The organism is Shimia sp. R9_1 (assembly GCF_017743775.1).
Taxonomy (GTDB): Bacteria; Pseudomonadota; Alphaproteobacteria; order Rhodobacterales; family Rhodobacteraceae; genus Shimia.
The window spans coordinates 883,620-909,574 of record NZ_JAGHRN010000001.1 but is presented as its reverse complement, the minus strand read 5'-3'; the positions used below and the strand labels follow the sequence as shown (position 1 = coordinate 909,574).

The window sequence follows — 25,955 nt, the reverse complement described above, 5'->3', positions numbered from 1 at the left end:
GGTCACCTCCACAAGGTAGCCATGCTAACCGCTGCTGCGCAAGTGTTCGTCAAAACTGGCTTCTTTCGCTATGAGTACAGCTTGGGTGCGGCTGTGGACCCCAAGTTTGCGCATGATGGCAGTGACATGTGCCTTGACGGTGGTTTCCGCGATGGAGAGCTCATAGGCGATTTGCTTGTTGAGCCTGCCTTCGCAGATGAGATCAAGGATGCGCGACTGCTGGGTGGTGAGAGAGGCGAGACGGGCCACGGCGTCCTGGGTCGCGTCCTCGGGTTCTGAGCTGTTTACGTGGCCTTCCGGGGTGAAAGTCTGCCCGGATCCGATCGCCTCAAGAGCGCGGCGGAACATTTCGCGCTGGCTGTGCTTCGGGACAAACCCAGCGGCCCCTGCCTGAAGGGCGGCGTTGACCGTACGGCTGTCGGCCATTGAGGAGACCACCAGAACCCGTGCTGAGGTGGCTTTGCCGAGACGGAGCAGGCCGTCAAAACCGTCAACATCTGGCAGGTTGAGGTCAAGCACAACAAGGTCCGGTGCTGGGTTCGTTGAAAGCCAGGTGATCGCATCGGTGAGGCACGGAGCTGTGGCAACCTGTTTGATTGGCGAGATGGCCTGCAGCGTCATCACAAGTGCGTCGCAAAAGAGCGGGTGATCGTCCACCACAAGGGCGCTGGAGAAGCGGGTTTGCGTGGTTGTCGCGTCAGAATGGAGCATGGAGGCAGGTTAGCAGAGAGATGCAGAAGTCCAAGAGGGCCAAAGGTCGTAAAATGTGCTGCGTTGACTTGGCGTGATGGGCGGCGGTTCGCCGCACGGCCCCCGTTGGCTTGGAAAGCGGAGAGGGCTGTGCTTAGGTTGTGGCGGAAGAGGTTGATTTCTCTCTTGGAAATTTCGTGCCACGTTGCGCTAGGAGGGTAGATTTTATGCTGTTTGGTCAAACAGTCGCAAAGTTGATTTTAGGTGCTGGGCTGGCGCTACCACTGATCGCCGGGAGCGCAGCGGCCGACATTCAGGATTTGCTTGGCATTGTTTCCTATCGAGAGCGGGTGGCTTTGCCGCCGGAAGCTTTGGTGGAAATCACGCTTGAGGATGTGAGCAAGATGGATGTGGCCTCCGTCGTTTTGGCACGACAGGTCTTGAAGCCGGAGGGGCAGGTGCCGATTGCCTTTCGACTGGCCTATGATGATGGGATGGTCGCTGAGAACGGGCGGTATTCGGTGAGAGCAATTATCCAGGTCGGAGAGGATGTGCTATGGCGCAGTACGCAGAGCTTTGCGGCCCTGACCCAAAATGCGCCGGAGGAGGTGGAGGTCATGGTGGAGCGAATGCCGTCTCGTGGAGATGTGGACCTGACCATCGGCAGCTGGCTGGTGGTCGTGATGAACGGCGAGGTCGTGCAAAGTGAGCGTGTGCCCCAGATTGAATTTGACGCAGATGGTCGCGTGAGCGGGAGCAGCGGCTGCAATCGGTTTACCGGCAGCTACACGCGCACGGGTGATCGTTTGAGCTTTGGGCCTTTGGCGAGCACGCGAATGGCGTGCAGTGATGAGCTGAACGCGCAGGAAACGGCTTTCTTCAAAACACTGACACAAGTCTCCTCTGTCGGTATCATGGATGGTGGCACGGTGCTCATTGATGAGCGGGGCGCGGTTGTGATGCGGTTTTTGGCAGAGTGAACTGTTAATAGCGGCTCAAAGCTGATCCAAATCAAGGATTTGAGGGCTGCCTGTGATAGGCCACCGGGGAACAAGAGAAGGAGCTTTCCCGATGCTGAGACTGGCCACTATTTTGCATATTTTCATTGGCTCGACCTGTGCAGGTGTAGCCGTTATTGCCGCGCTGGTTGCTGGTATGAATACCGGCCTCGGGCTCTTTGGTGCAGCACTGATCGGCTTTCTGGTGGCTTTTCCGGTCAGCTGGAAAGTTGCGCAGGCGCTTTACGCCCGCTGAGGCAAGGGCGAGCGTCTCGCGTTCAAAGATCCAGCCAGGCCTGTACTGAAGCGATAAACTCGCGGGGTTTTTCCGCGTGCAACCAATGGCCCGCATCGCGAATTTTTGCGAAGCGGGCTTTGGGAAATTTCTCCCGGATGGTTGGGCGATACTCGGTGGCGACATAGTCGGAGTCTGCACCGCTCAAAAAAAGAGTGGGTCCCTCAAAGGCGCCTGGAATGTCTGGAAAGCTGAGGATTTTCGGCATTTCACTGTCCAGAACATCGAGATTTAAGCGCCACCGCTGTTCTTTCACGTCCAGCGACTGGGTGAAAAAGGTCTGCAGAGTGGTGTCTTCAAGGTGCTCGGCCAGCTGTGCGATCGCGTCCGCACGTTTTGTGACCACAGAAAGATCTACAGCGCGCATGGCGGCAATGTTCTGGTTCTGATCATGGGCATAAGCCACAGGTGCGATGTCGGCCACGATCAACCTGTTCACAAGGCTAGGCTGGCTCAGGGCAAGCACCATGGCCGCTTTGCCGCCCATAGAGTGGCCGAGCACATCCATTGGTGCGCCTTGGGCTTTGATCACCTCAGCCAGATCCGCGGCCATGTCCTCGTAGGAGTGGCTGTCGTGCCATGGGCTTTGCCCATGGTTGCGCTGATCCACGCAGATCACACGACGTGAGGCAGACAGCCGTTTGGCAACCGCGCCCCAATTGCGGCCTGAGCCAAAGAGGCCGTGTACGATCAGCAAATCAGGTTCGTCGGTGGCGGTGCCATGGGTGATCACATTCAACATAACCGCGTGATAGCGTGGCTTGGTCGCGGGTACCAGCGCTGAGTGTGGTGGTGCAAAGCTTGGAGATTGTTTGTTGAGAGCTCTGTTGCCAAGGCGTCGCGATCTCATGCGCTTGTGTGAGCCAAGCTGAAAATCGGTTTCCCCTTCGGGGATTGCGATTTAGGCTAAGCTGATGATGACAGGTGATGAAATTGAAGCAAAGGTGGCTCGTCTTTTGGAGCTGACGCGCGAGAAATATGGCGTTCGGGCCAAATCTCTTGAGCGGGCCATGCGCAAAATTGGCCGCCGCGCACCGGCACGCATGCATCGACAAGCCGGTGTGATCGCTGAAGCTCATAAGCTGGGTCAGCACCCCAAACTTATGATGCAGGTTGATGGCGCGGCGGTGAAACGGGCCTTTGCTGAGATTGAAGCGCATTTGAAGGCGGTGGACGTGCGTGAGAGGCGCGTTGACCGCATTTTGGATGTGCTGGGTTCCGTGAGCTTCAACCTGATCCTTTTTGCGGCTTGCCTGATCGTGTTCTTGCGTTGGCATGGTGTGCTTTAAGGGGCTTAGGCGTTGGGCCTTTGGCACGTCCACCGAATGTCTGTTGTTCCGATAAACCGACCCATGCGCGTAAGTTCCGCGTCCAATTTGCGCGCCCTCGCATCTGTCCAGCGCACGCCGGATTCCGCCCAAAGCTGCGTCACGGTCAACACGCCTTTCTTTCGATCAGCCTTGCATTCGATTCGGCCCACGAAACGGTCGCCTTCCAAAAGAGGATAGACATAGTAGCCCCAGATGCGTTTGGCGGCGGGAACGAAGATTTCGATGCGGTAGTCAAAACCAAAGAGGCGCGAGAGCCGGTCGCGGTCCCTGATAGCCGGATCAAACGGGTTAAGGAGGCGAAGGCGGCTGGTGGGGGCTGGTGCGCTATCCAGTTGTGCCTCGATTTCCGGCGTGGCGAGCATGGGGATCCAATCACGGTTGGCCGTCTGGATTTCTACGGGGATCAGATCAGATGCTTCGACCCAAGCGCGGACATCGGGCGTATCAACGGCTTCCCAAAAGCGCTTGATGTCGCCAGAAGTGGCAAAGCCCAATCGCGCAACGGCCTCGCGGCAAAGCCAGTCAATTTGGTCTGTGCGCGGGATGTCGTGGGTGCGAAAAGCTTCGGGAATGACCCGTTCAGGTAGGTTGTAGAACTTTTTGAAATTCTGCCGATAGCAGGTGGCGAGTTCTCCTGCATACCACATGTAGTCGAGAGCGCGTTTGTGTGGTGGGCGGGACCACATCTCCTTTGGGCCTTCGATTTTGGTGTCAAATGCCTCGGTGGAAAGCGCGCCTTCGGCTGTGATGCGGTCTTTGATGCCAAGATCGGCACAGCTGGTCAGCGCATCAGCATACCAGCCTTTTTCATCCATCTTTGCCTTTCGCCGGGCAAATTGCGCGCGCCAGTACGGGTATGTTTCAATCGGTAAAACAGAGGCGTCATGGGTGAAATGTTCAAACACGGCGCGATCCTCGGCGAGAAGCGTGTTGAGCATTGGCTCCCGGTAGTTCTGATTGCGCGACCACAGGATGTGGTGATGTGCGCGGGACAAAACCTGAATGCTATCGAGCTGCACAAAGCCAAGCTTGCGGATCGTGGCGCGTGGATCAGCGGGGCCTGTCGGCGTTTCAGCCAATCCCTGCAAAGAAAGCCAGAGGCGGCGGGCGTCGCGGTTTGAGATGCGTAGATCCATGCGGTGACGCTAACGTGCTGGTTGGAACAAAGAAAGAACAATTTGCGGATGGTCAGCTTTTTGCGGCCTTCATCAGCCATTTGCGAAAAGTGCGCAGGTTGGGGCTGCCACTGCCCGGAAGCGTGACGATGTGGTAGCCCAGCTCCTCACGCATCAAGGAGCAAATATGCGTGAGCGTGCCTGCGGCGACGTCGCGCTCAACCAGCGATCTGGGGTGTACTGAAACGCCAAGACCCGCGAGGGAGGCGGAGATGACAAGCTCATTGGTTTCCAGAACGGTAAGATCGATTGTTGATAGGTCGAGATCCGCATCTTCGATGACGCGGCGCAGCTCCAGCATGTGGTTTTCCATCAGCCATGGAAGATGGCTGACATCCTGCATGGTTCTGGGTGTTTGGCCTGCGAGGAGTGTCGGTGATGCGACGACCCAGAATTCGCCTCTTGTTAGTAAGGTGCTCTCCAGTCCTGGCCATTGGCCGTCACCAAAGCGTATGGCCATGTCAAACCCGTCGCGACGGAGGTCAATCAGCGCAGAGTTGGGGGTTAGGCTGACGGTGACCTCGGGGTGCGCCTGCCAGAAGCCGCCCATGCGGGGCATCAGCCAGTTGATTGCAAAAGACGGGGTGAGGCTGACGGCAAGCGGCCGCGCGTTGGTTTGTTGGCGCAAGGCGTCTACGCCCTCTGAAATGATGGAAAATCCCTCGCTGAGCTGGCGGGCCAGTTGTTGGCCAGCCTCTGTAGCGGCCACCCCGCGACCGGACCTGTAGAGCAGCGGTTCTGAGAGCTCAGCCTCCAATTGGCGCACGTGTTGGGCAATGGCCGCGTGGGTGACATTGAGCTCGCGCGCGGCGGCGCTGAGGCTTTCATGACGGGCCGCCGCTTCAAATGCGCGTAGGGCGGAGAGGGAGGGGAGGGCGGACCAATCCATATGTAATTCCAACTTACAATATGGAAATCATATTGAATCGCATGAATTAAGAATGTCCAGCAATATCGGATGCAGAGAGACTTCTAGGAGTGCATGATATGTTGGGAATTATTTCAAATACGCTGCGCGTTGCGACACGGGAACAATCTTGGAGTGGGCAGGACGCTGCAAAAGAGGATGCGCCTGTTTTGCCGGATCATTGGCGTGAGCGTGAGACATGCTTGCGAAAGTGTGTTTCTGAGCGCCCCAAACTCTTTGGCAAGTGATGCAGAAACGCCCGGTTATGCTGCTGGGCGTTTGAAATTTTGGGAGACCCCGCAGGAGCGTAGTTAGACCGCGACCGGTGCGCCACTCTCCAGGGATTGCGCAGCGGCGTCAGCCAAAACCTGAGCGCGGAGCCCGTCCTTGATGTTGGGCGAGGGTGTGGTTCCGTCTGAAACCGCTTGCACAAAATGGGCCATCTCAGCGCGGTAGGCGGCTTCGTAGCGTTCTAGGAAGAAGTGCTGGGCAGGCGCGCGGCGGAAGCCGCTTTCTGTTGCCACTTCCACGGTGGTTTCCAGCATGTTTTCCGCCCGCAACATACCCTTAGCGCCATGCACTTCGATGCGCTGATCATAGCCATAGGTCGCGCGGCGGGAGTTGGAGATCTGGCAGATTTTACCGCTTGCGGTGGTGAGCGTGACAGCTGCCGTGTCCACATCACCAGCTGCGCCGATTTCCGGGTCTACCAGCGAGGAGCCCACCGCGAACACGCTGACCGGCTCTTCGTCGAGCAGGAAGCGTGCCATGTCGAGGTCGTGGATCATCATGTCGCGGAACAGGCCGCCAGAGGTTTTGATGTAGGACACCGGGGGCGGAGATGGGTCGCGCGACTGGATGGTTACCAGCTCGACGCCACCGATTTCGCCAGCCGAAATCCGCGCCTGAACCTGCGCGAAGTTGGGATCAAACCGGCGGTTGAAGGCTGTCATGAACGCAACGCCCGATGTCTCCACCGCGGTCATGCATTCGCGGATACGATCTGCTGACATGTCGACTGGTTTTTCGCAAAAGATCGCCTTGCCAGCTTCACATGCCGCGTGGATTAGATCGTAGTGGGTGTCGGTTGGGGTGCCGATCACAACGGCGTCTACATCCGCACTTTGGATCAGATCCTCAGACGGCAACACCTTAGCGTTGGCTTTGGAAGCCAGATCGGCGGCAGGTGCATTAAATGCGTCCGCCACCGCGGTGACGGTGACGCCGTCGAGTTGAGAAACGGAGCGGGCGTGTACCTGGCCGATGCGGCCGCACCCCAGAAGTCCGATTTTGAGCATGTTAAGCCCCTTTGAATGCCCGCAGCACAGTCCGAGTGGCCGTGACAAGCGGGTCATGGGTGTCCTTGAGGATTTGAACGCGGTCAAAGCGTGCCGGATCAGCATTCACAGCCTCGCGCATCGCGTTGCCAAAGGCCATACGGAGTTCTGTGCCGATGTTGAACTTGCAGATCTTCGAGCCACGCGCCAGCGATGTGCGCTGGGCAACCGGCACGCCGGAGCCGCCGTGAATAACCAAAGGAACCTCGGTCAGGGCTTCGATGGCGCGGATGCGCGGCTCATCGAGGCCGCCTTCCTTGTCCTGTTGCAGGTGCACATTGCCAACCGAGATGGCCATGGCGTCGACGCTTGTCTCACGGGCAAACTGGGCGGCCTCGTCGGGATCGGTGCCATCGGAGTTTTCGCCGCCTGAGTAGCCTACAAAGCCGATTTCTCCTTCGCAGGACACACCTGCGGCATGGGCTATTTCCACAATCGCGGCGGTTTCAGCGATGTTTTCCGCCAAAGGCTTGCGTGAGCCGTCAAACATCACGGAAGAAAACCCGCTGTCGATGGCGATGCGGCATTCTTCAGCCGTGTAGCCGTGATCTAGATGCGCTACCACGGGCACGGAGGCGCGCTCTGCAAGGTGGGTGAACATTTTGCCTAAGACCGGCAAAGGTGTGTGCTCGCGACAGGACGGACCCGCTTGCAAAATCACAGGGACGTTTTCTGCCTCGGCAGCTGCCACATAGGCGCGCATGTCTTCCCAACCAAGTGTCACGAGTCCAGCCACAGCGTGGCCCTGCTTCAACGCCGGTTGAAGCACTTCAGAGAGTGTTACGAGGCTCATTTGAACTTGGCCACCATGTCCATGATTCCGGGGATGGTGTGCAGCTGTTCCGCGTGTGTCGGCTGGAAGTATTGCTTCAGGCTGCGCTGGGACAGACCACCAAGGATGGTGAAGTAATACATCTCATAGCCCGGCAGAACCGCGCAGGGGTGATAGCCTTTGTCCAGCAGGATCGTGGAGCCATCCATGATGTGATAGGCATCGCCCGGCTTGTTGTCTTCACGCTGAAGCATTTGTACGCCGGAGCCATAGTTCGGCTTGAAGCGGAAGTTGTAGGTTTCATCATGGCGAGTTTCGATCATCTCGCCATCTTCGCCTTTGCGGTCGGTGTCATGTTTGTGGCTTGGGAAGCCCGACCAGCCACCTTGTCCAACTGTGTAGAGCTCACTTACCAGAAGGCGGCCCACTTTGTCGTGGTGGTTTGCGCCCAGGATGTGCTTGATTTTGCGGTGGGTTTTGGTGTCGTCAGAGCCGTATTGCACGAGGTCCAGCTCTGGCACACGCACGTCAAAAGGTTCGAGCACCTTGTCGTATTTTGCGCCGGCGATGAAAGTTTCGGTGGAGTCCGTTACGCAAGTGATGCGCACCTTGGCGCCGGTCGGAACGTAAACGCCTTCCGGTTCGCCATCCCAGACATCAACCGTACGGTTGCCGAGGTTCTCATAGACCGCACCTTCGACGTCCACATGTACTGTGCCGGTGGCCGGAACGATGCAGGTTTCATAGCCTGGCACGGCATAGTCAAAGCTTTCGCCTTTTTTGAGTTTGACGATATTGAAGTAGTTTAGCGGCACCAGATCGTGTTCTGCGTCCACGATGGGTTTGTTTTCATTGTTATAAGGCGCGATATGCATGGGCCTCTCCTTCAGGGATGCGTGGGGCCGGCGTGCGCGGCGAGGAACGCCTCAAGCTCGGCTGGTGTGGGCATGGCCGGGGCGCAGCCCGGCTGGGAAACAACGATGGACGCGCAGGCGGAGCCTTGCAGCACGGCGTCTCGCAGGGACAGACCGTCAGCTATGCCTGCCAGCAGGCCTGCCATAAAGCTGTCGCCCGCACCGTTTGGTTTGACCGCTGTGACCGGGTAGATGCCGGTGCGGATTTCTTCGCCATCTGCGAGGGTGATCGCGCCTTCTTGGCCCATTTTGTAGATCACCATTTTGCCGGAGGCGGCGAGCTCACGGGCTTTGTCCAACCCTTTTTCGATGCCGCCTGCCATGAAGCCGAACTCTTCGTCATTGCCGACAATCAAGTCGCTGGCGTCACCGGCGCGCGAGAGCACGTCGGCCGCGACCTCCGGTGAGGGCCAAGAATAGGGGCGGTAGTCGATGTCAAAGATCACAGGCATGCCAGCGGCGCGCGCGTTTTCAAAGGCACGGAAGGTGGAGCTGCGGGACGGCTCGGAGGCAAAGACGGTTCCTGCGGTGATCAGTGCGCCAAAGGTATTGTAATCCACGCGATCCACGTCGTCATTGGTTACCTGAAAATCCACCGCGCCGTTGCGGTAGATCACATTCTGAAAGTCCTCAATACAGCTTTCGTAAACAGCGAGAGAGAGGCGATACTCACCTCCAACTGTCCGTAGGTATCGCGTGTTCACGCCGTAGTGCTCTAACCGATTTTGAGCAAAGCGGCCCACAGCATCATCAGAGATGGAGGTCACCAACGCGGCCTCGCACCCAAGTTTTACGAGGCCGGCGCAAATATTGGCGGAGGAGCCGCCAAGGTCGGCGCGAAAGGTCTCTGCCAGTTCCGATTTTGTGCCCACGGGGTCGGCAAACATGTCCATCCCAGCGCGGCCAAAGACCACAAATTTGCGGGAGGTGATGGCGTCGATCAAGTTCATGTGCGACCCTCGGTATTGCCCGCTTTGGCCGCGTCCAGCACTTCGGGGTAGGGGTAGTCGAGGCCCAAAAGTTGGCGCATGTCCGGGCTCGCGGCGTCGATGAACGACTGCGACAAAGCTGCGGGCATGTCCTCCATCGGTTTCACCCATTTGGGCAGATATTGGATCAGGATTGCGCTGCGGTCGTGATCTGCGTTGTTGGGCATGGCGCAGTGCCAGGTGACACCGTAAAACAGCGCTACATCCCCTGGCTCTCCGGTCATACGGGCGCAGGTGTCGTAAAACCTGTCTTCAGGCGTTGGGTAGCGCAGCTCTTTTTGGGAGCCGGGCATATAGGCGGTTGCGCCGCTTTCTTCAGTGAAGGGATCCAGCAACACAGAGACCTGCGCGTTCATAGGAAAAGAGCCGTTCAGACCAATAGGGTGGGTCTCAGGTTTGTGAAAATCCCAGTAGGGGTAGTCCACATGCGGCTCCTGACCCGGCCCGCCGGGCAGGATACGGTTGGCCGCGATGGACCCCATAATGAATTCAGAGCCGAGGAATTGGCGTAGGATGGTCATCAGGGTTGGGTGCGCGGCCATGCGGGAGAAAACCTCTCCTTTGGCCAGAAGATTCCAAACCCGCCGCTGCAAGTTGATCTTGCCATCGTCTTCGGCAGCACCTTGAAAATGTGTGACCTTTGGCGCCTCTTGCTCTGAGTGCTCCATAACGATGGCGCGTGCCTCTGCGATGTCTTCTGGCGAGAACAGGCCAGAGATTCCGACTGCTCCGCGGCCGTGCAGAAGCTCTTCAACAATTGTGGCCGGGTCCGCGTTATCTTTGGTGAAGCGGCGCATCAGACACCTCTGCGCTGCTTTGAGCGTTCGGCCTCGATTTCGAGGTGTTTCTCGCGGACCTTTGCGTTTTCGGTTACATGCGGCGTGCCAACTTCCCACCAAGCGTGTCCTTCCGTTGTCCACCCTTCGTAGGCGTCCACATCCATGACAATCACATAGGTTTTGTCACTGGCCTTGGCGCGCTTGAAGGCTTCGCCCAACTCAGCAGGGTTCGAGACTTTTTCTGAAGTAGCGCCCATCGATGCGGCGTGAGCCGCGAAGTCGACGCCAAAGGCTTCGGGGATTGTGGGACAGTCTTCGAGAAGGTTGTTGAAGCTCTCGTTGCCGGTGTTGTTCTGAAGCTTGTTGATCACCGCAAAGCCGCCGTTGTCGAGCACCAGTACAATCATCTTTTTGCGGCTCAGCACAGATGAGTAGATGTCTGAGTTCAGCATCAGATAAGAGCCGTCGCCGCAGAAGGTGATGGTGTCTTGATCCGGTTCACGCTCGGACTGCGCAATGCGCGCGCCCCAGGCGCCTGCGATTTCATAGCCCATGCAGGAGAAGCCGAACTCCACGTCGACTGTGCTGATGTCCAGCGTGCGCCAATTGGCGGTGACCTCGGCCGGCAGGCCGCCTGCGGCGGCAACAATGCGGTCGCGTGGGTCACAGAGGTCGTTCACCACACCAATGGCTTGGGCATAGGAATTGGGGCGGTTGCCGTAGGAGACATTGTCTTTCACATAGGCGTTCCATTTGGTGCGCTCTTCTTGTGCGAAGTCCAGCCAACTTTGGGGGGTAGATACAGCGAGTGCTGCGTCAAGTGCCTCAAGAGCCAGTTTGGCATCGCCGACGACAGGCAGTGACATGTGTTTCCCGGCGTCGTGGCGGGCGGCGTTGATTGAGATAAATTGCGCGTCCTGATCAAAGGCTGTCCAGCTGCCGGTCGTGAAGTCCTGCAGGCGCGTACCAACCGCGAGGATCACATCAGCCTGCGCCGCAAGCGCATTGGCGCTGTCAGAGCCGGTCACGCCGATGGGGCCGCAGTTGAGCGGGTGAGTTGCCATCATATTGGCGCGGCCAGCGATGGTTTCGACCACCGGGATTTTATGTTTTTCTGCAAAAGCGGCGAGTTCTGCCGTGGCTTGGGCGTATTGCACGCCGCCACCTGCAATGATCATTGGGCGCTCAGCTTTTGACAGTGCGGTGGCAGCATCTGCAATCTCTGCGCTGTCAGCAGCCTGTCGCCGGATGCGATGCACTTTTTTCTCAAAGAACTTTGCCGGGTAGTCGTAAGTCCACCCCTGTACGTCCTGAGGTAAGCCAAGGAAGGCGGGGCCGCAATCGGCCGGGTCCAGCATGGTGGCTAGGGCATTTGGCAGTGATTGAATGACCTGCGCAGGGTGCGTGATGCGATCCCAGTAGCGCACAACCGGTTTGAAGGCATCATTCACCCCGAAAGTCGGGTCGTTGAAGTTTTCCATCTGCTGCAGCACCGGATCAGGCAGCCTGGTCAGGAATGTGTCGCCGCAGAGCATGAGCATGGGCAGGCGGTTGGCGTGGGCAAGTCCGGATGCGGTGAGCAGGTTTGCGGTGCCGGGGCCGGCGGAGGCGGTGCAGAACATAAAGCGCTGGCGCAGCCATTGTTTGGCATAGCCCGCTGCCGCAAATCCCATACTCTGCTCGTTTTGTCCGCGATACAGGGGCAACTCTTCACGGACCTCGTTCAGGGCCTCACCAAGGCAAGTCACATTGCCGTGCCCAAAGATGCCAAAACCGCCGCCGCAGACGCGCACTTTCTGCCCGTCAATTTCGATGAACTGATTGGAGAGCCAGCGAATAATGGCTTGCGCCGTGGTGAGGCGGATCGTGGAGTTTTCTGTCGTCATTTGAGCGCGAACCCTTTGGAGTTTTCGGGGAGAATTTTGCGACCTCCCTCGAATGCAGCTTGCGAGCTTTCGATTCTCACGATACAAGTTTTGCAACCGGTTGCAAACTGAATTTCAAAACGGAGCGCCAAAGGTGACAGAGATTGGCATAGGCATATGTGGCGGTGGCTACATGGGAAAAGCCCATGCGGTTGCGATGTCCGCAGTCGGCGCTGTGTTTAATACGGCATTGCGGCCGCGGCTTGAGATGGTCTGTGCCTCGCGGTCTGAGAGTGCAGAGCGATATCGTGTTGCGTTTGGGTTTGCGCGGGCGACGGCGGATTGGCGGGCGCTGGTGGCGGATCCGAAGGTGGAAGCAATTGTCATTGCGACGCCGCAAGAAACTCATCGTGACATTGCTGAAGCCGCTTTCGCGCTGGGCAAACCTGTTCTCTGTGAAAAGCCTTTGGGTGCGTCGATTGCGGATGGGGCGGCTATGGTCTCTGCTGCTGAGGCGGCCGGTGTCGCCAATATGGTCGGTTTCAACTATGTGCGCACGCCTGCAACGCAATTTGCGCGCAAGCTGATTGCGGATGGCGCGATTGGGGATGTGACCTGGTTTCGCGGGGAGCACACCGAGGATTTCTATGCAGACCCGGAGGCGCCAGCGAGTTGGCGCACCGAAGGCATGGCCAATGGCACCATGGGCGATTTGGCGCCGCATATGGTGAATGCCGCACTCGCTTTGTTGGGACCGATTGCAAAGGTTATGGGGGAGGTCGAGACAGTTCATGCGGAGCGCCCGGGTGGTCGTGTGACCAACGACGATCATGCGCAGATCATGTGTCGGTTTCAGAATTGCGCCATGGGTCATATGTATTTCTCGCGGATCGCAACGGGTCGCAAGATGGGCTACGCCTATGAAATCACGGGGACAAAAGGGGCGATCCGTTTTGATCAGGAAGATCAGAATGCGCTTTGGCTCTATCGCATGGACGGCCCTGAAGAGGCGCGCGGATTTGTGAAAATCCTAACCGGTCCCGCACATCCGGATTATGAGCCCTTCTGCCAAGGGCCGGGGCACGGTACCGGCTATCAGGATCAGATCATCATCGAGGCGCGGGACTTCCTGCGCGCGATTGAAACCGGGGAAGCGGTCTGGCCGACCTTCCGCGATGGACATGAGGTAAACCGCGTGATCGCGGCAGCTTTGGCGTCAAGCGAAGCCAAGAGCTGGAAAGATATCAAAGGCTTCTGAATTTTCGGAGTGACAAGCAATGACGATGCGAATTGGCAATGCACCCTGCTCTTGGGGTGTTGAATTTGCGGAAGATGACCGCAATCCAAGCTGGAAAACTGTTTTAAAGCAATGCGCTGAAGCGGGATATAAGGGCATAGAGCTGGGCCCGGTGGGCTTTATGCCGGAAGATCCTGCCGTGTTGTCGGATGCTTTGGCAGAGCATGAGCTGGAGTTGATTGGTGGCGTGGTGTTCCGTGCCTATCATGATCCAAGCGCTTGGGAAGATGTGCTCGACGCCACCCATCGGACAGCTAAGGCTCTGAAGGCGCATGGTGCTCAACATCTTGTTTTAATTGACTCAATCTCTCCTCGTCGGGCGCCAACTGCTGGGCGTGCGGGTGAGGCGGAGCAGATGGATCAGGCTGAGTGGAGCGCCTATCGTGACCGTATTGCGGAGACGGCGCGCATCGGCTCTGAGGAATACGGGCTCACAGTTGGTATTCATGCGCATGCCGCGGGGTTTATGGATTTTGAACCAGAACTTGAGCGTCTTCTGGATGAAGTAGACGAGAGCCTTCTGAAGATCTGTTTTGATACGGGGCATCATTCCTATGCAGGATTTGATCCGGTTGCCTTCATGAAAAAACACGTGGGGCGCATTTCTTATATGCACTTCAAAGACATAGACCCGAAGGTCAAGGCTGAGGTGATCGCCAATCGCACGGGTTTCTATGACGCTTGCGGGCAAGGGATTTTCTGCAACCTTGGTGATGGGGATGTGGATTTCCCGGCAGTTCGCCAGGTTCTGTTGGGTGCTGGATTTGAGGGGTGGTGCACAGTGGAGCAGGATTGTGATCCGCTCTTGGATCCAGACCCTGTCGGAGATGCGCGCAAGAACCGAGAGTATCTGGAAACCATTGGTTTTATCTAAAATGTGGCGTCGGTATCGCGTCTGTAAGGCGGCGGTATCGCAGCAGTATTGCGGGGGTGCGATGTCGGTGCATCTCCGCCGACATCATGGGGAGGAGAGAGCTCATGAAAAAGCTGAAATGGGGCATGATTGGTGGCGGCGAAGGCAGCCAGATCGGACCAGCTCACCGATTGGGGGCGCTGGCGGATGGGCGCTTTGAGTTTACCGCTGGCGCGCTGGATCATCGGCCTGACGTGGGCAAGGAATATGCGCAGCGCCTCGGTGTGGCTGAAGATCGTGCTTATGGCGATTGGACTGAAATGCTGGCGGGTGAGCGAGCTCGAGAGGATCGCGTCGATCTGGTCACGGTGGCCACACCAAACTCCACTCATTTTGAGATCACCAAGTCGTTTTTGGAAGCAGGTTTTAACGTTCTTTGCGAAAAACCTATGACCATGACTGTGGAGGAGGGGGAGGAGATCGTGAAGATTGCCGCTGCCTCGGGCAAGATCTGTGCGGTGAACTATTGCTATTCCGCCTATCCGATGGTGCGTCAGGCCCGCGCAATGGTGCGTGCGGGTGAGATCGGCAAGGTGCGTTTGGTGGTGACAAACTTCAGTCACGGCCACCATGGGGATGCCGCGGACGCTGACAATCCAAGAGTTCGCTGGCGCTATGATCCTGCGATGGCTGGCGTGTCCGGGCAATTTGCGGATTGCGGGATTCACGCGCTGCATATGGCGAGCTTCATTGCGGATGACGAGGTGGAAAGCCTGTCGGCAGATTTTGCGTCGACCATTGCGAGTCGCGAGTTGGAAGATGACGCTATGGTCAATTTCCGCATGAGCGGTGGCACCGTCGGGCGACTTTGGACTTCTTCGGTGGCCATCGGGCGGCAGCATGGCTTTGATATTCAGGTGTTTGGTGAAACCGGCGGGCTGCGCTGGGCGTCTGAGCAGCCGAACCAGTTGATCTACACGCCTGTTGGTGGCCGCACGCAGGTGATCGAAAAGGGTGAGGCGGGGCTCTATGAGGATGCGCAGCGGCTGAGCCGTGTCGCGATAGCCCATCCGGAAGGCTTCCCGTTGGCCGTTGCCAACATCTACTGCGATTTGGCTGATGCGATTGCGGGCGAAGTGCGTGACGGTCTGCCGAATGCTGCCGCGGGTGTGCGCTCCATGGCTGCGGTTTATTCCGCTGTGGCCTCTGCCAAAGACGGTGGCACCTGGATGGATGCGCGGCCACCGATGTTTCGGTAGGGCCCTTGATCTTTCCAGATGTTAAAACACTACATGTGTGGAGGGGCACGCATACCGCTTTCAATCGCCTTCAATAAGTGCGCGCAAGGTGCCTCTTTCTACAATCGAACAAGGGAAGATCCGCGTTTCCGGGTAGCGCTCGGGATCGTCGAGCATTGCGACCATCAGTTCAATGGATGACGTTACAATTTGCCGGATTGGCTGGTGGATGGTTGTGAGGTCGATGTTCTCCCAGCGCGACATTTCCATGTCGTTGAGGCCGATGAGGCCGACATCCTCCGGGCAGCTCAAGCCGCTGTCATCAATTGCGGAAAGTGCACCGATTGAGAGAACGTCATCCCCGCAAAAGTAGGCTTGCGCGGGGCTGTTCTTGAGGAGGTGCAGCATTTCACGCCTTCCGGCATCAAAGGAATATTGGTCGGCAAATGAATAGCTGACTTTCACATTTGGGTGCGCTGACATCTCTGACATGAAGCCGGTGTAGCGATCTTGGGTCGAGGTCGCGCCTTCTGGGCCGCCCATGAAACCAACATGGGTGTAGCCGCGCTCAACAAGCTCGCGGGCTGCCATGCGGCCGCATTCTGCGTTGTCGATTCCCACCACATGCACTTGGGGGGATGAGGAGGCGCGGCCAAAGGAATGCACTACTGGCACACCCGCATCGCGGAACGCTTTGGCAAAGCCCGGGGGCAGGGTGGAGGAGGCCACCACAACCCCATCTACGGAATACTGGCGCAGCATGCGCACGGAATTTTCCGGGTCGGTTTCGTCTGTGAGGTTCACCAGCAGGGGGCGCAGACCGCGATCTTGAAGGCCGCGTGTGAAGAGATCAAAAACCTCAAGAAAAATCGGGTTGTGGAAGTTGTTGGAAATAAGACCGATGAGTTTTGTGCGGCCTGTGGTGAGTGAAGATGCCAGCGCATTTGGGCTGTAGCCCAGCTCGCGCGCTGCCTTTTCCACTTTGCGGCGCATCTTGTCAGAAACGGAAGCGCCGTCCGTGAAGGTGCGTGACACCGCGGAGCGGGAGACCCCGGCGCGTTCTGCAACCTCTTTCAATGTCACGGCCATAATGTTCCGATCTTAAATCTGCGTTTTGGCGTGTCTACTCTGTTTCCCCAGTGAATGCAGCATGAAATGGAAATTCACTTTTTGCAACCGGTTGCAAAGTGAACTGGGATGTGCTTAAACTTGGGTCGGAGAAGGCGGATTGGAGCCGCCTGCGTGCCATGAAGACGTAATTTTGGGAGGAAAACATGACTTCATTTACCAAGAAGCTGGCTTTGGCGGCTGCCGTTGTGGCTGCGCCCTTTGCGCTGGCCAGCACCGCTGCCGCTGATGGCGAAAAATATATTCTGGTTAGCCATGCACCAGACAGTGACAGCTGGTGGAACACCATCAAAAATGGCATCGCGCTGGCGGGCGACCAGATGGGTGTCGACGTCGAGTATCGCAACCCGCCAACCGGCGACCTGGCGGATATGGCGCGGATCATCGAGCAGGCGGCAGCTTCTGGGCCAAATGGAATTATCACCACACTGAGCGACTATGATGTGCTTTCCGGCCCGATCAAAGCGGCTGTGGACAGCGGTGTGGATGTGATCATCATGAACTCTGGTACGCCAGATCAGGCGCGCGAAGTTGGCGCGCTGATGTATGTTGGTCAGCCAGAGTATGACGCCGGTTACGCCGCAGGTCTGCGCGCCAAAGGTGACGGTGTTGGCAGCTTCCTTTGTGTGAACCACTACATCTCCTCGCCTTCCTCAACGGAGCGCTGCCAAGGATTTGCGGATGGTCTGGGCATTGATCTGGGGGACCAGATGATCGACAGCGGCCAAGACCCCGCGGAGATCAAAAACCGCGTGCTGGCTTATCTGAACGCAAACCCAGAAACCGACGCGGTTCTGACGCTTGGCCCAACATCTGCTGACCCGACTCTGCTGGCGCTGGATGAAAACGGCATGGCCGGCGACATCTACTTTGGCACCTTCGACCTCGGTGAAGAGATCGTGAAGGGCATCAAAGCGGGCGTGATCAACTGGGGTATCGACCAGCAGCCTTTCCTGCAGGCGTACCTGCCAGTTGTGGTTTTGACCAACTACCATCGTTATGGCGTGCTGCCAGGCAACAACATCAACTCCGGTCCCGGCTTTGTAACCGCCGATGGTCTTGAAAAAGTTGAAGAGTTTGCGGGTGAGTACCGCTAAGCCACTGGCTTGATAAGTGAAAATAGGCGAGGGGCGCCGACACATCCGGTGCCCTTTGCCCCCCTGACAAACCAATCCAAAATTCACAGCAGATGGGAGATGTCGCATGACAAACGCGACGCAACCCGCGGCCAATGCCGATGAGCGCATCAAGGAAATCTCGCGTTTCCGCAAAGCGCTGATCCGTCCGGAACTGGGCGGGATCGTTGGCACCGTTGCCGTGTTCACCTTTTTCCTTTTGTTCGCTTTTGACAGCGGCATGTTCAACAGCCAAGGCATTATGAACTGGAGCCAGATCTCGGCACAGTTCATGATCATTGCGGTCGGGGCCTGTCTGCTGATGATCGCTGGTGAGTTTGACCTCTCCGTCGGGTCGATGATTGGTTTTGCCGGGATGTTGATTGCGATCTTCAGCGTCACTCTGGGTTGGCCGGTCTGGATGGCCATTATCGTGACCTTTGCGATTGCGGTCTCTATCGGTGCGTTGAACGGTTTTATCGTGGTGCGCACGGGGCTACCGAGTTTCATCGTGACGCTGGCATTTCTGTTCATTCTACGCGGCTTTGCGATTTATCTGCCGCAGACCATTGAGCGTAAAACCATCATCGGTGGCGTCGGTGAGGCGGCAGAAGGTGACTGGTTGGCGGCCGTTTTTGGGGGCAAGATCTTCACTGGATTCTTCCAGTGGATGGGCGATGCGGGGATCATTGCCGTGTTTGAGCGTGGCACCCGCAAAGGCCAGCCCGTGGTGGACGGTTTGCCGATGCTGATTGTCTGGGCAATCCTGCTTGTGATTGTTGGCCACATCATCCTGACCAAGACCCGCTTTGGCAACTGGATCTATGCCGCTGGCGGTGATGCGGAAGCGGCGCGCAACTCTGGTGTGCCTGTCGACAAGGTGAAGATCCTGATGTTCATGTTCACGGCCTTCTGCGCAACGGTCTTTGCGACTTGTCAGGTGATGGAGTTTGGCGGTGCCGGCTCTGACCGCGGCCTTCTGAAAGAATTTGAAGCTATCATTGCTGTGGTGATTGGCGGCGCGTTGCTGACCGGGGGCTATGGCTCAGTGATCGGAGCGGCATTGGGCGCGCTGATCTTTGGTGTGGTCCAGCAGGGGCTGTTCTTTGCAGGCGTTGAGAGCTCGCTGTTCCGCGTGTTCCTCGGAGTTATCTTGCTGGGAGCCGTGATCCTGAACACCTATATCCGTCGCATCATTACGGGGGAGCGTTGATATGAAACCGGAAAAAGCTCCGATCATCCAGATGCAAAACATTGCCAAACACTTTGGTCGCGTGATTGCGCTCGCCGGTGTGTCCGTCGATGTTTACCCCGGTGAGTGCCATTGCCTGCTTGGTGACAATGGCGCGGGGAAATCCACCTTCATCAAGACCATGTCCGGCGTACACAAGCCGACCAAAGGGCAAATCCTGTTTGAAGGCAAGGAAATGCATTTCGCTGATCCTCGCGATGCAATTGCGGCGGGGATCGCGACAGTTCACCAGCATCTGGCGATGATCCCGCTGATGTCGGTGAGCCGGAACTTCTTCATGGGCAACGAGCCGGTGAAGCAGATCGGTCCGATGAAGTTCTTTGATCACGACTATGCCAATCAGGTCACGATGGAAGAGATGCGCAAGATGGGCATCAACCTGCGTGGACCGGATCAGGCTGTTGGAACCCTTTCAGGCGGAGAGCGGCAAACGGTTGCCATCGCGAGGGCGGTGCATTTTGGTGCGAAAGTTCTGATCCTTGACGAGCCGACCTCCGCGCTTGGAGTGCGCCAAACGGCCAATGTGCTCGCCACCATCGACAAGGTGCGCAAGCAGGGGGTCGCGGTTGTGTTTATCACGCACAATGTGCGCCATGCGCTGGCCGTTGGCGATCGCTTTACGGTGCTCAATCGTGGTCAGACGCTTGGCACTTCGCAGAGGGGCCAGATCACGCCAGATGAGCTGCAAGATATGATGGCAGGTGGTCAGGAACTAGTGGCGCTGGAAGACAGTTTGGGCGGCACGGTTTAAGCTTTCTGCCAAAGCACTTCAGGAGCCCCGGTGCTATCGCTCTGGGGCTTTTTCGTTGCATGGATTAGGTCAAAGCGACGACGCAATGATCAGGGAGATCTACAATCGCGCCCGGTTGGGTGATCACATGGGCGGCGAGTTGGTGGCCCGCGCACATAGCCGTTTGGATGTCCTTGCCAAGGCAGGTGGCGGCGAGCAAGCCTGCGTTGAAGCTGTCGCCTGCCGCGGTGCTGTCCTTCATTTTGGAAGCCGGGCCAGGATTGTCGAGTGGTGCGCCTGTCGCGATATCGCGCGGACCGTCGGGGCCACGTTTAAGGGCGCCATAAGTGAGACCGTAGGACTGTAGACGGGCGTAGGCTGCATCTTCGGAGGTGTCGCCAAAGAGCGCCAATTCATCATCTACGGAAGGCAGGGCGATGTCCGTGCGTTTCCACATCTGGGTGTTGATGTCGCGGGCGACCTTAGTGCTTTCCCAAAGGCGAGGGCGGTGGTTGCTGTCATAGGCAACGAGTCCGCCTTTCGCGCGAAAGGTGTCGATCCAGTTGAGGATCGTGGTGCGAGTCTCAGGCGTTAAGATTGCCATGCTGATGCCGGTGAAAAGCACCAGATCAAAGCGATTGAGGGTGGAAAGCGGCACGCCACAAGGCTCGGAGAAAAGCGTGCGGGCGGCGGAGGCGGAGCGCCAATAGCTGAAACTACGCTCCCCAGTTTCGTCGGTTTCGATGGCATAGAGGCCTGGCATCCGGCCTTTGCGGGTTTCGATACAATCGGTTTTGATGCCGTGCCCTGCGATGGTGCTGCGGATGCGGTCTGAGAAGACATCATCCCCCAGAGCCGTGACATAGGTGGTCGAAACCCCTGTCTCTGCAAGAAGCCTGTTGAGATAATAGGCCGTGTTAAACGTGTCTCCTGCCACGCTGAGGCGCGCAGTGGCTTGATCTTGCAGGGCCATTTCAATCATCACTTCTCCAACACAGGCGATGGACCGGATCGGGCGGTGATGTGTGAGCATGAGTGGTCCCTGCGCGACAAAGTGAGGCTGTGTGAACGCTACGTGCAACCGCTGAGATGGCAAGAGTTTTGCGTTCCATTCGGGGTGGTTTTGCTGAGTTAGGAGATTTTTAGAGCGCCTGAAAAACAGGACGCGTTGCGCCTTTTGCGGCCAAAACTTGGGCTGAGTGCATAAGTTCGTGCCCTGATATTGCTTGCCGAAACCGGTTTCGGAAAAAATAGTCATGCCATGTCAGCGATTCGAAACCCTTCCGAAAAAGATATGCGCGCGCCGCAGAACCGCGCGGGGCGTCGGGTGACGATCAATGATCTGGCAGCACACCTGGGCATGTCCAAAAGCACGGTCTCGCGCGCGATGAACGGCTATGCCGATATTTCTGAAAGCACCCGGAAGCGCGTGGCGAGCACCGCGCAGAAACTTGGGTATCAACCACTGAGCCATGCGCAGGCGATCCGCACCGGGCGAGTGCGCGCGTTGGCTTTGGTGCTGCAAATGGACGAGCCGGACCGGCACAACCCGTTTTTGCAGGAGTTCCTGATGGGGGCGTGTGAAACCGCAAGTGGTTTTGGCTGGACAGTGACTGTTTCGACGGCGACCTCTGACGCAGATATGCAAAACGTGCTTGGGCGGCTGGTTGATGAGCGTAAAGCGGACGGATTTATTCTGCCCCGTACCGAAGTGAGGGACGCGCGGATTTCGCTGTTGCAGGCGCGGGGCGTGCCGCACGTTTTATTCGGGCGCACCGAACACGGCGTGCCAACTGCGCAGCAAAAAAGCTCTTGGTATGATATTCTCGGAGAGGCGGCAATGTGCAGCGCGGTGACGCGGCTTGCCGGGCTGGGCCACGAGCGCATCGGCTATGTCGGCAGCACTGCAAACTTTAACTTTACCCAACTGCGCCGAGAAGGGTTCAAGGCCGGGCTCGCGGCTGCAGGGCTGACGTATGACGCCGCGCTTCTGCGGGAAGGGGCGCGGACACGCGAAGAAGGGGCTGAAGAAGTCCATGCGTTGATGCGGCTTGAGCGCCCTCCAACAGGCGTGGTGTTTGCCACTGATATGGCGGCGCTTGGCGGTTATGATGCGCTCAGCGATTTGGGTCTTCAGGTCGGGCGGGATGTTTCGGTCATCGGCTATGATGGGGTACCTGAAGCGGATTATGTGCGCCCTGGCTTGACCACCTATCACGTTGATACGCGAAAAGCTGGCGCGCGGCTTGCGGAATTGCTGATCCGCCAGATCCGGGGGGAAGCTCCGGAGACACTACGAGAGGTATCTGACGCCATTCTGGTGGAGCGGCAGTCAGATGGGCCACCGGCACTGCGCCCGGATCAACTCGCTGAAAAGATTAAAAATACGCAATAACGACAACACGGGAGGACAATCATGTCACGTTACTTTACTTCGAAACTGATGGTAAGCACCTCGCTTGCCCTGGCCTTGACGGCGATGTCGGTACAAGCCGACACGATCCGCTTCTGGACCACCGAAGAGCAGCCCGAGCGGCTTGCCAAACAGCAGGAAATGGCAGAGCAGTTCAAATCCGCAACCGGCACAACCGTTGAGGTGATCCCTGTCACGGAAAGTGATCTGGGTACGCGTGCCACAGCAGCCTTTGCCGCGGGCGACCTGCCGGATGTGATCTATCACACCCTGCAATATGCGCTGCCTTGGGCTGAGGCGGGCATTCTGGACACAGAGGCGGCCTCTGAGGTCGTCGAGGATCTGGGTGTGAGCACCTTTGCACCTGGCGCGGTGGCGATGGCCGATTTCAATGGAGAAGTGGCCTCTGTGCCCGTTGATGGCTGGACGCAGATGGTGGTCTACCGCAAAGACCTGTTTGATGCGGCGGGCCTCGAAGCGCCTAGCAGCTACGCCAATGTGCTGGCAGCACTTGAGAAGCTGCACAACCCGCCAGAAATGTATGGCTTTGTCGCCGCCACCAAAGTGGATGAAAACTTCATGAGCCAGGTGTTGGAACATGTGTTCCTTGCAAATGGTGTCAGCCCGGTTGGTGCAGATGGGTTCCAGCCGCTGGATGAAGCCAAGACTACCGAGGTTCTGGATTTCTACAAAGCAATCTCCAAAGCCTCGCCTCCGGGTGAGCTTTACTGGAAGCAATCCCGCGAGCTCTACTTTGCGGGCAAAGCTGCGATGATCATCTGGTCCCCGTTCATTCTGGATGAGCTTGCAGGTCTGCGCGATAGCGCTCCGCCCACCATCACCGACGATCCAACCTCCAACAAGCTGGCGGGTATGACCGGTATTGTGACCAACTTCTCCGGGCCTTCCAATCCTGATGGGGCTGCCTGGGGCGACGTGCGTTATTTCGGCATTACCTCTGACGCAGACACCGATGCGGCGATGGATTTTGTGAAGTTCGCAATGGATGACGGCTACACCCAAACGCTGTCGATTGCGCCTGAAGGCAAGTTCCCGGTGCGCCGCGGTACGGCGGACAACCCAACTGCCTTTGCGGATGCATGGTCCAAACTGCCGGTTGGTGTGGATCGCAAAGCGCCGCTTGGTGAGCTTTACGATCAGGCAATGATCGACGAGATCGTTGGCGGCCTTGATGTGGCGCAGCGTTGGGGTGTGGCGGAAGGCCAGCTGTCTCTCGCATCAAAGATCATCAACAGCCAAGCGATCAACCGCATCGTGCGTCAGTACATCGATGATGAAATCGATGCCTCCGCTGCGGTTGCCGCCATGAACGACGCCCTGTCCAAGGTTCAATAACCAAAGACATAATTGCAGCGGCCTGCCGATTTGCAGGCGGGCCGCTCGCGCTCTTTTCTCTTGAGGTTCTCCATGTCTACGGCTCTCCCGCCGACAGGCACGGGCGCATTGGCCAAACGCGAGGCACGGCTGGCTTGGGGCTTATTGGCTCCGACGCTGATCAGTGTTGCTTTGGTTGTCGTGCTGCCCCTGCTGGCTGTCATTTGGATCAGTTTCAAACCGTTTGCGCTGTCTGACCTGCGCCCGCCTGCGCCGATTGTGCGTGAGAGCCTGCGCGGCAGTGGCGATGACTTGCGGATTGAGTACCGTGTGCGGAACTCGTCGCAAGCAGAGACACTCAAAGGGGTAACCCTGTCCGATCGGCTGCCAGAAGGAGTTGCCCTTGTTGGGGATCTGCCTGAAGCCTGTGCGCTAACTGGTCGGGATCTGTTCTGCGACTTTGGTGACATGGAAGGGGGCGAGCGGGAACGGCTCCGTTTGTCTATCTCCTCCGATCTGGACGAAGACTCTTTGGAAGCGGCGGTGGAAGACGGTGAGCCGGACATGACCGGCGCAGGCAAAAGTGTCCTGACAACACCGCAGCTGTCGATGGAGAACTATCAGCGGCTGTTCGATGGCGGCGAGTTCTGGACAGTTTTTGGCGTGACCATGTTCTACACCGTTTTTGGCACGGTTGGCGCATTGGTGATGGGGCTGTTTGCAGCGCTTCTGCTGAACAAGAGCTTTACCGGACAGGGCATCATTCGAGGACTTTACCTATTCCCTTATGTGGCTCCAGTGATTGCAGTCGCCTTTACTTGGGTGACGTTGTTTGACCCATTCTCTGGGTCGGCAAATGCGCTGCTCATTCAGATGGGCGTTACGGAAAGTGCGATCAACTTCTTTGGGGAACGCCCGCTTGCGCTGATCATGGTGACGGTGTTTGAGATCTGGCGTTACTTCCCACTGTCATTCCTGTTCATTCTTGCACGGATGCAGAGCATCGATTCCTCGATGTTTGAGGCGGCGGATATGGATGGCGCGTCTCCGTTCCAGAAGTTCTGGTTGCTGAGCTTGCCACAGCTGTTGGGCATTCTGTCGGTGCTGTTCCTGCTGCGCTTCATTTGGACCTTCAACAAGTTTGACGACATCTTCCTGCTGACCGGAGGTAACGCGGGCACGCGGACCTTGACGGTGAACGTTTATGAACAGGCCTTTGCGATTTCCAACATCGGCGCGGGGGCGGCGGTAGCGGTGGTGATCCTGCTGTGTCTGCTGTGTTTCTCCTTCTTCTTTTTTAAATTCATCAGCCGCGAGGAGGGCCTCTAAATGCGCAAAGGGTTTATCACTGGCCCCGTGCTGGGGGCACTTTGGCTTATCGTTATGGCGACAACGGTTGCGGTGGCGATGTCATTTGCCACCGGGGCGGCCTTTCGTCCGCAGCTGTTGCTCTGTTTGGTGTGGGGCGCCGCAGCCGGACTGATTTATGTGCGCTTTCCGGGGCAGCATGCACCCGCGCGGCTTGCGATCAGCGCACTTATGGCGATTGCCATGGCGTCGCCCGCTGGGCCGGTTGTGACTGGTGAGGGTGTTTCCTTTTCAGCCATCATCGTGGCGATGGTTGCTCTTGCGGCAGGTATGCATTTCGCCATGGCCGCGATCTTGCAGGACACGCCGTTTGGCGCGCTGACACGGCATGAGTATGAGGCGGCGGTGATCCGTTTCCTCACTGGCTTTGGCTATATCTTTTTCACCGCGATCGTGCTGATCCCATTCTACGTGATGGTGATGACCAGCCTGAAGTCACAACAGGCCTTGCTGCAAAACCCGCTCGATTTCTCGATTGAAATCAGCAAAGGCACAGAGCTGTTTCGCAGCTATGTGGAGCTGTTCCGGGACTTCAACTTTGGGACTTATCTCTGGACGTCTTTCTACGTGTCGGTGCTGACAGTTTTCATCACCTTGGCGTTCAGCGTGCCTGGGGCCTATGCTGTGGCGCGGTTCCGGTTCAAAGGGCAGAAGGCATTCTCGCGCTCGATCCTGCTGATTTACATGGTACCGATGATTGTTTTGGCGCTGCCGATTTACATCGCCTTTTCGATGACAGGGCTTCGCAATTCGATCCTTGGCATTGTGATGATTTATCCGGTCACCACGATCCCAGTCGCGCTTTACATGCTACAGGGGTATTTCCGGGGGCTGCCAACCGAAGTCGAAGAAGCCGGTCTTATGGATGGGCTGTCGCGTCTCGCGGTGATCTGGAAAATCACGCTGCCGCTCAGTCTGCCTGCTCTGGCCTCTGTATCGCTCTATGTATTCATGATTGCGTGGAACGAGTTCCTGCTCGCTTTCATGCTGCTGGATGATCCGTCCAAATTCACGCTCACACGCGGTGTGGCGATGCTCAACTCTTCTGAAATTCCCAGACAACATCTGATGGCGGGCGCAGTGATCGCGACCTTGCCGATCATGGTGCTGTTCCTGGGACTTGAACGCTTCATGACCAAAGGCCTGACAGCCGGGTCAGTCAAAGGATAAGACA

General features: G+C 57.5%; 25 protein-coding genes. 13 read left to right on the top strand and 12 right to left on the bottom strand.

All coding sequences use genetic code 11. The annotated features are described in order from the left end of the window. Positions 1 to 24: 24 nt before the first annotated feature. Entirely contained in the window at positions 25 to 711 is a 687-nt protein-coding gene (locus J7399_RS04335) for a response regulator transcription factor (RefSeq protein WP_209084316.1), read from the bottom strand. Between the two features lie 206 nt (positions 712 to 917). Between J7399_RS04335 and J7399_RS04330 the strand changes: the two genes are divergently transcribed. Then, positions 918 to 1,670, top strand: a complete 753-nt coding sequence (locus J7399_RS04330) for an META domain-containing protein (RefSeq protein WP_209084315.1) — start codon at positions 918 to 920, stop codon at positions 1,668 to 1,670. A 91-nt stretch (positions 1,671 to 1,761) separates the two neighbouring features. After that, complete coding sequence (locus J7399_RS04325; protein ID WP_209065079.1) at positions 1,762 to 1,944, top strand: CTP synthetase; 183 nt, start codon at positions 1,762 to 1,764, stop codon at positions 1,942 to 1,944. 22 nt (positions 1,945 to 1,966) lie between these two features. Here J7399_RS04325 and J7399_RS04320 read toward each other — a convergent pair whose 3' ends face one another. Continuing rightward, the gene (locus J7399_RS04320) at positions 1,967 to 2,725 is read right to left on the bottom strand and encodes an alpha/beta fold hydrolase (RefSeq protein WP_209084314.1); all 759 of its coding nucleotides are present in this window, start codon (positions 2,723 to 2,725) and stop codon (positions 1,967 to 1,969) included. Between the two features lie 172 nt (positions 2,726 to 2,897). On the opposite strand from J7399_RS04320, the gene J7399_RS04315 reads away from it, so the two are divergent. After that, positions 2,898 to 3,272, top strand: a complete 375-nt coding sequence (locus J7399_RS04315; protein ID WP_209084313.1) for a hypothetical protein — start codon at positions 2,898 to 2,900, stop codon at positions 3,270 to 3,272. Between the two features lie 5 nt (positions 3,273 to 3,277). Here J7399_RS04315 and J7399_RS04310 read toward each other — a convergent pair whose 3' ends face one another. The 8 genes from J7399_RS04310 to iolD form a co-directional block, all read right to left on the bottom strand. Continuing rightward, a complete protein-coding gene (locus tag J7399_RS04310) occupies positions 3,278 to 4,450 on the bottom strand; it encodes a crosslink repair DNA glycosylase YcaQ family protein (protein ID WP_209084312.1) in 1,173 nt (390 codons plus the stop codon). A 52-nt stretch (positions 4,451 to 4,502) separates the two neighbouring features. Beyond that, the gene (locus J7399_RS04305) at positions 4,503 to 5,378 is read right to left on the bottom strand and encodes a LysR substrate-binding domain-containing protein (protein WP_209084311.1); all 876 of its coding nucleotides are present in this window, start codon (positions 5,376 to 5,378) and stop codon (positions 4,503 to 4,505) included. Between the two features lie 329 nt (positions 5,379 to 5,707). Then, positions 5,708 to 6,694 (bottom strand): inositol 2-dehydrogenase, encoded by a 987-nt coding sequence (iolG, locus tag J7399_RS04300; protein WP_209084310.1) that lies wholly within the window; start codon positions 6,692 to 6,694, stop codon positions 5,708 to 5,710. A gap of 1 nt (position 6,695) precedes the next feature. Continuing rightward, positions 6,696 to 7,526 (bottom strand): class II fructose-bisphosphate aldolase, encoded by an 831-nt coding sequence (locus J7399_RS04295; RefSeq protein ID WP_209084309.1) that lies wholly within the window; start codon positions 7,524 to 7,526, stop codon positions 6,696 to 6,698. Next, complete coding sequence (locus tag J7399_RS04290; protein ID WP_209084308.1) at positions 7,523 to 8,380, bottom strand: 5-deoxy-glucuronate isomerase; 858 nt, start codon at positions 8,378 to 8,380, stop codon at positions 7,523 to 7,525. Before J7399_RS04290 ends, J7399_RS04295 begins: the two co-directional genes overlap by 4 nt. An 11-nt stretch (positions 8,381 to 8,391) precedes the next feature. Further along, a complete protein-coding gene (locus J7399_RS04285) occupies positions 8,392 to 9,369 on the bottom strand; it encodes a PfkB family carbohydrate kinase (RefSeq protein WP_209084307.1) in 978 nt (325 codons plus the stop codon). Continuing rightward, entirely contained in the window at positions 9,366 to 10,205 is an 840-nt protein-coding gene (locus tag J7399_RS04280; RefSeq protein WP_209084305.1) for a phytanoyl-CoA dioxygenase family protein, read from the bottom strand. The genes J7399_RS04285 and J7399_RS04280 overlap by 4 nt, the downstream gene beginning before the upstream one ends. Next, the gene (gene iolD / locus J7399_RS04275; RefSeq protein ID WP_209084303.1) at positions 10,205 to 12,073 is read right to left on the bottom strand and encodes a 3D-(3,5/4)-trihydroxycyclohexane-1,2-dione acylhydrolase (decyclizing); all 1,869 of its coding nucleotides are present in this window, start codon (positions 12,071 to 12,073) and stop codon (positions 10,205 to 10,207) included. Before iolD ends, J7399_RS04280 begins: the two co-directional genes overlap by 1 nt. A 133-nt stretch (positions 12,074 to 12,206) precedes the next feature. On the opposite strand from iolD, the gene J7399_RS04270 reads away from it, so the two are divergent. From J7399_RS04270 to J7399_RS04260, 3 genes are all read left to right on the top strand, one after another. Further along, positions 12,207 to 13,310, top strand: coding sequence for a Gfo/Idh/MocA family oxidoreductase (locus J7399_RS04270; RefSeq protein ID WP_209084301.1), 1,104 nt, complete (start codon positions 12,207 to 12,209; stop codon positions 13,308 to 13,310). Between the two features lie 19 nt (positions 13,311 to 13,329). After that, positions 13,330 to 14,223, top strand: a complete 894-nt coding sequence (locus J7399_RS04265) for a TIM barrel protein (RefSeq protein WP_209084300.1) — start codon at positions 13,330 to 13,332, stop codon at positions 14,221 to 14,223. Positions 14,224 to 14,327: 104 nt separating this feature from the next. Beyond that, positions 14,328 to 15,461, top strand: coding sequence for a Gfo/Idh/MocA family oxidoreductase (locus J7399_RS04260; protein WP_209084299.1), 1,134 nt, complete (start codon positions 14,328 to 14,330; stop codon positions 15,459 to 15,461). A gap of 60 nt (positions 15,462 to 15,521) precedes the next feature. On the opposite strand, the gene J7399_RS04255 is transcribed toward J7399_RS04260, so the two are convergent. Further along, on the bottom strand, positions 15,522 to 16,529 hold the full coding sequence (locus J7399_RS04255; protein WP_209084298.1) for a LacI family DNA-binding transcriptional regulator: 1,008 nt from the start codon (positions 16,527 to 16,529) through the stop codon (positions 15,522 to 15,524). 185 nt (positions 16,530 to 16,714) lie between these two features. Between J7399_RS04255 and J7399_RS04250 the strand changes: the two genes are divergently transcribed. The 3 genes from J7399_RS04250 to J7399_RS04240 all read left to right on the top strand — a co-directional run bounded on the left by J7399_RS04250 (position 16,715) and on the right by J7399_RS04240 (position 19,686). Continuing rightward, positions 16,715 to 17,665, top strand: a complete 951-nt coding sequence (locus J7399_RS04250; RefSeq protein WP_209084297.1) for a sugar ABC transporter substrate-binding protein — start codon at positions 16,715 to 16,717, stop codon at positions 17,663 to 17,665. A gap of 106 nt (positions 17,666 to 17,771) precedes the next feature. After that, positions 17,772 to 18,896, top strand: a complete 1,125-nt coding sequence (locus J7399_RS04245; protein WP_209065061.1) for an ABC transporter permease — start codon at positions 17,772 to 17,774, stop codon at positions 18,894 to 18,896. 1 nt (position 18,897) lies between these two features. After that, on the top strand, positions 18,898 to 19,686 hold the full coding sequence (locus J7399_RS04240; RefSeq protein ID WP_209084296.1) for an ATP-binding cassette domain-containing protein: 789 nt from the start codon (positions 18,898 to 18,900) through the stop codon (positions 19,684 to 19,686). A 64-nt stretch (positions 19,687 to 19,750) separates the two neighbouring features. On the opposite strand, the gene J7399_RS04235 is transcribed toward J7399_RS04240, so the two are convergent. Beyond that, on the bottom strand, positions 19,751 to 20,698 hold the full coding sequence (locus J7399_RS04235) for a sugar kinase (RefSeq protein ID WP_209084295.1): 948 nt from the start codon (positions 20,696 to 20,698) through the stop codon (positions 19,751 to 19,753). Between the two features lie 228 nt (positions 20,699 to 20,926). Here J7399_RS04235 and J7399_RS04230 point away from each other — a divergent pair, with 228 nt between their 5' ends. The 4 genes from J7399_RS04230 (at position 20,927) to J7399_RS04215 (ending at position 25,951) form a co-directional block, all read left to right on the top strand. Further along, positions 20,927 to 22,060 (top strand): LacI family DNA-binding transcriptional regulator, encoded by a 1,134-nt coding sequence (locus tag J7399_RS04230; RefSeq protein ID WP_247742716.1) that lies wholly within the window; start codon positions 20,927 to 20,929, stop codon positions 22,058 to 22,060. A 21-nt stretch (positions 22,061 to 22,081) separates the two neighbouring features. Then, positions 22,082 to 23,434 (top strand): extracellular solute-binding protein, encoded by a 1,353-nt coding sequence (locus J7399_RS04225; RefSeq protein ID WP_209084293.1) that lies wholly within the window; start codon positions 22,082 to 22,084, stop codon positions 23,432 to 23,434. A 72-nt stretch (positions 23,435 to 23,506) separates the two neighbouring features. Then, positions 23,507 to 24,742 (top strand): sugar ABC transporter permease, encoded by a 1,236-nt coding sequence (locus J7399_RS04220; RefSeq protein WP_209084291.1) that lies wholly within the window; start codon positions 23,507 to 23,509, stop codon positions 24,740 to 24,742. Next, positions 24,743 to 25,951 carry a carbohydrate ABC transporter permease gene (locus J7399_RS04215; protein WP_209084288.1) on the top strand — a complete coding sequence of 403 codons (1,209 nt, stop codon included), beginning with the start codon at positions 24,743 to 24,745 and terminating at the stop codon, positions 25,949 to 25,951. Positions 25,952 to 25,955: the final 4 nt, after the last annotated feature.

What these genes read in the sequence shown, in the direction of transcription:
- J7399_RS04255 (WP_209084298.1), bottom strand. Translation starts at nt 16,529, where the DNA reads ATGGCCGTGACATTGAAAGAGGTTGCAGAACGCGCCGGGGTCTCCCGC.
- J7399_RS04215 (WP_209084288.1), top strand. Translation starts at nt 24,743, where the DNA reads ATGCGCAAAGGGTTTATCACTGGCCCCGTGCTGGGGGCACTTTGGCTT.
- J7399_RS04315 (WP_209084313.1), top strand. Translation starts at nt 2,898, where the DNA reads ATGATGACAGGTGATGAAATTGAAGCAAAGGTGGCTCGTCTTTTGGAG.
- iolD (WP_209084303.1), bottom strand. Translation starts at nt 12,073, where the DNA reads ATGACGACAGAAAACTCCACGATCCGCCTCACCACGGCGCAAGCCATT.
- J7399_RS04295 (WP_209084309.1), bottom strand. Translation starts at nt 7,526, where the DNA reads ATGAGCCTCGTAACACTCTCTGAAGTGCTTCAACCGGCGTTGAAGCAG.
- J7399_RS04235 (WP_209084295.1), bottom strand. Translation starts at nt 20,698, where the DNA reads ATGCTCACACATCACCGCCCGATCCGGTCCATCGCCTGTGTTGGAGAA.
- J7399_RS04330 (WP_209084315.1), top strand. Translation starts at nt 918, where the DNA reads ATGCTGTTTGGTCAAACAGTCGCAAAGTTGATTTTAGGTGCTGGGCTG.
- J7399_RS04230 (WP_247742716.1), top strand. Translation starts at nt 20,927, where the DNA reads ATGTCAGCGATTCGAAACCCTTCCGAAAAAGATATGCGCGCGCCGCAG.
- J7399_RS04220 (WP_209084291.1), top strand. Translation starts at nt 23,507, where the DNA reads ATGTCTACGGCTCTCCCGCCGACAGGCACGGGCGCATTGGCCAAACGC.
- J7399_RS04265 (WP_209084300.1), top strand. Translation starts at nt 13,330, where the DNA reads ATGACGATGCGAATTGGCAATGCACCCTGCTCTTGGGGTGTTGAATTT.
- J7399_RS04280 (WP_209084305.1), bottom strand. Translation starts at nt 10,205, where the DNA reads ATGCGCCGCTTCACCAAAGATAACGCGGACCCGGCCACAATTGTTGAA.
- J7399_RS04320 (WP_209084314.1), bottom strand. Translation starts at nt 2,725, where the DNA reads ATGTTGAATGTGATCACCCATGGCACCGCCACCGACGAACCTGATTTG.
- J7399_RS04240 (WP_209084296.1), top strand. Translation starts at nt 18,898, where the DNA reads ATGAAACCGGAAAAAGCTCCGATCATCCAGATGCAAAACATTGCCAAA.
- J7399_RS04310 (WP_209084312.1), bottom strand. Translation starts at nt 4,450, where the DNA reads ATGGATCTACGCATCTCAAACCGCGACGCCCGCCGCCTCTGGCTTTCT.
- J7399_RS04335 (WP_209084316.1), bottom strand. Translation starts at nt 711, where the DNA reads ATGCTCCATTCTGACGCGACAACCACGCAAACCCGCTTCTCCAGCGCC.
- J7399_RS04260 (WP_209084299.1), top strand. Translation starts at nt 14,328, where the DNA reads ATGAAAAAGCTGAAATGGGGCATGATTGGTGGCGGCGAAGGCAGCCAG.
- iolG (WP_209084310.1), bottom strand. Translation starts at nt 6,694, where the DNA reads ATGCTCAAAATCGGACTTCTGGGGTGCGGCCGCATCGGCCAGGTACAC.
- J7399_RS04325 (WP_209065079.1), top strand. Translation starts at nt 1,762, where the DNA reads ATGCTGAGACTGGCCACTATTTTGCATATTTTCATTGGCTCGACCTGT.
- J7399_RS04285 (WP_209084307.1), bottom strand. Translation starts at nt 9,369, where the DNA reads ATGAACTTGATCGACGCCATCACCTCCCGCAAATTTGTGGTCTTTGGC.
- J7399_RS04290 (WP_209084308.1), bottom strand. Translation starts at nt 8,380, where the DNA reads ATGCATATCGCGCCTTATAACAATGAAAACAAACCCATCGTGGACGCA.
- J7399_RS04245 (WP_209065061.1), top strand. Translation starts at nt 17,772, where the DNA reads ATGACAAACGCGACGCAACCCGCGGCCAATGCCGATGAGCGCATCAAG.
- J7399_RS04250 (WP_209084297.1), top strand. Translation starts at nt 16,715, where the DNA reads ATGACTTCATTTACCAAGAAGCTGGCTTTGGCGGCTGCCGTTGTGGCT.
- J7399_RS04305 (WP_209084311.1), bottom strand. Translation starts at nt 5,378, where the DNA reads ATGGATTGGTCCGCCCTCCCCTCCCTCTCCGCCCTACGCGCATTTGAA.
- J7399_RS04225 (WP_209084293.1), top strand. Translation starts at nt 22,082, where the DNA reads ATGTCACGTTACTTTACTTCGAAACTGATGGTAAGCACCTCGCTTGCC.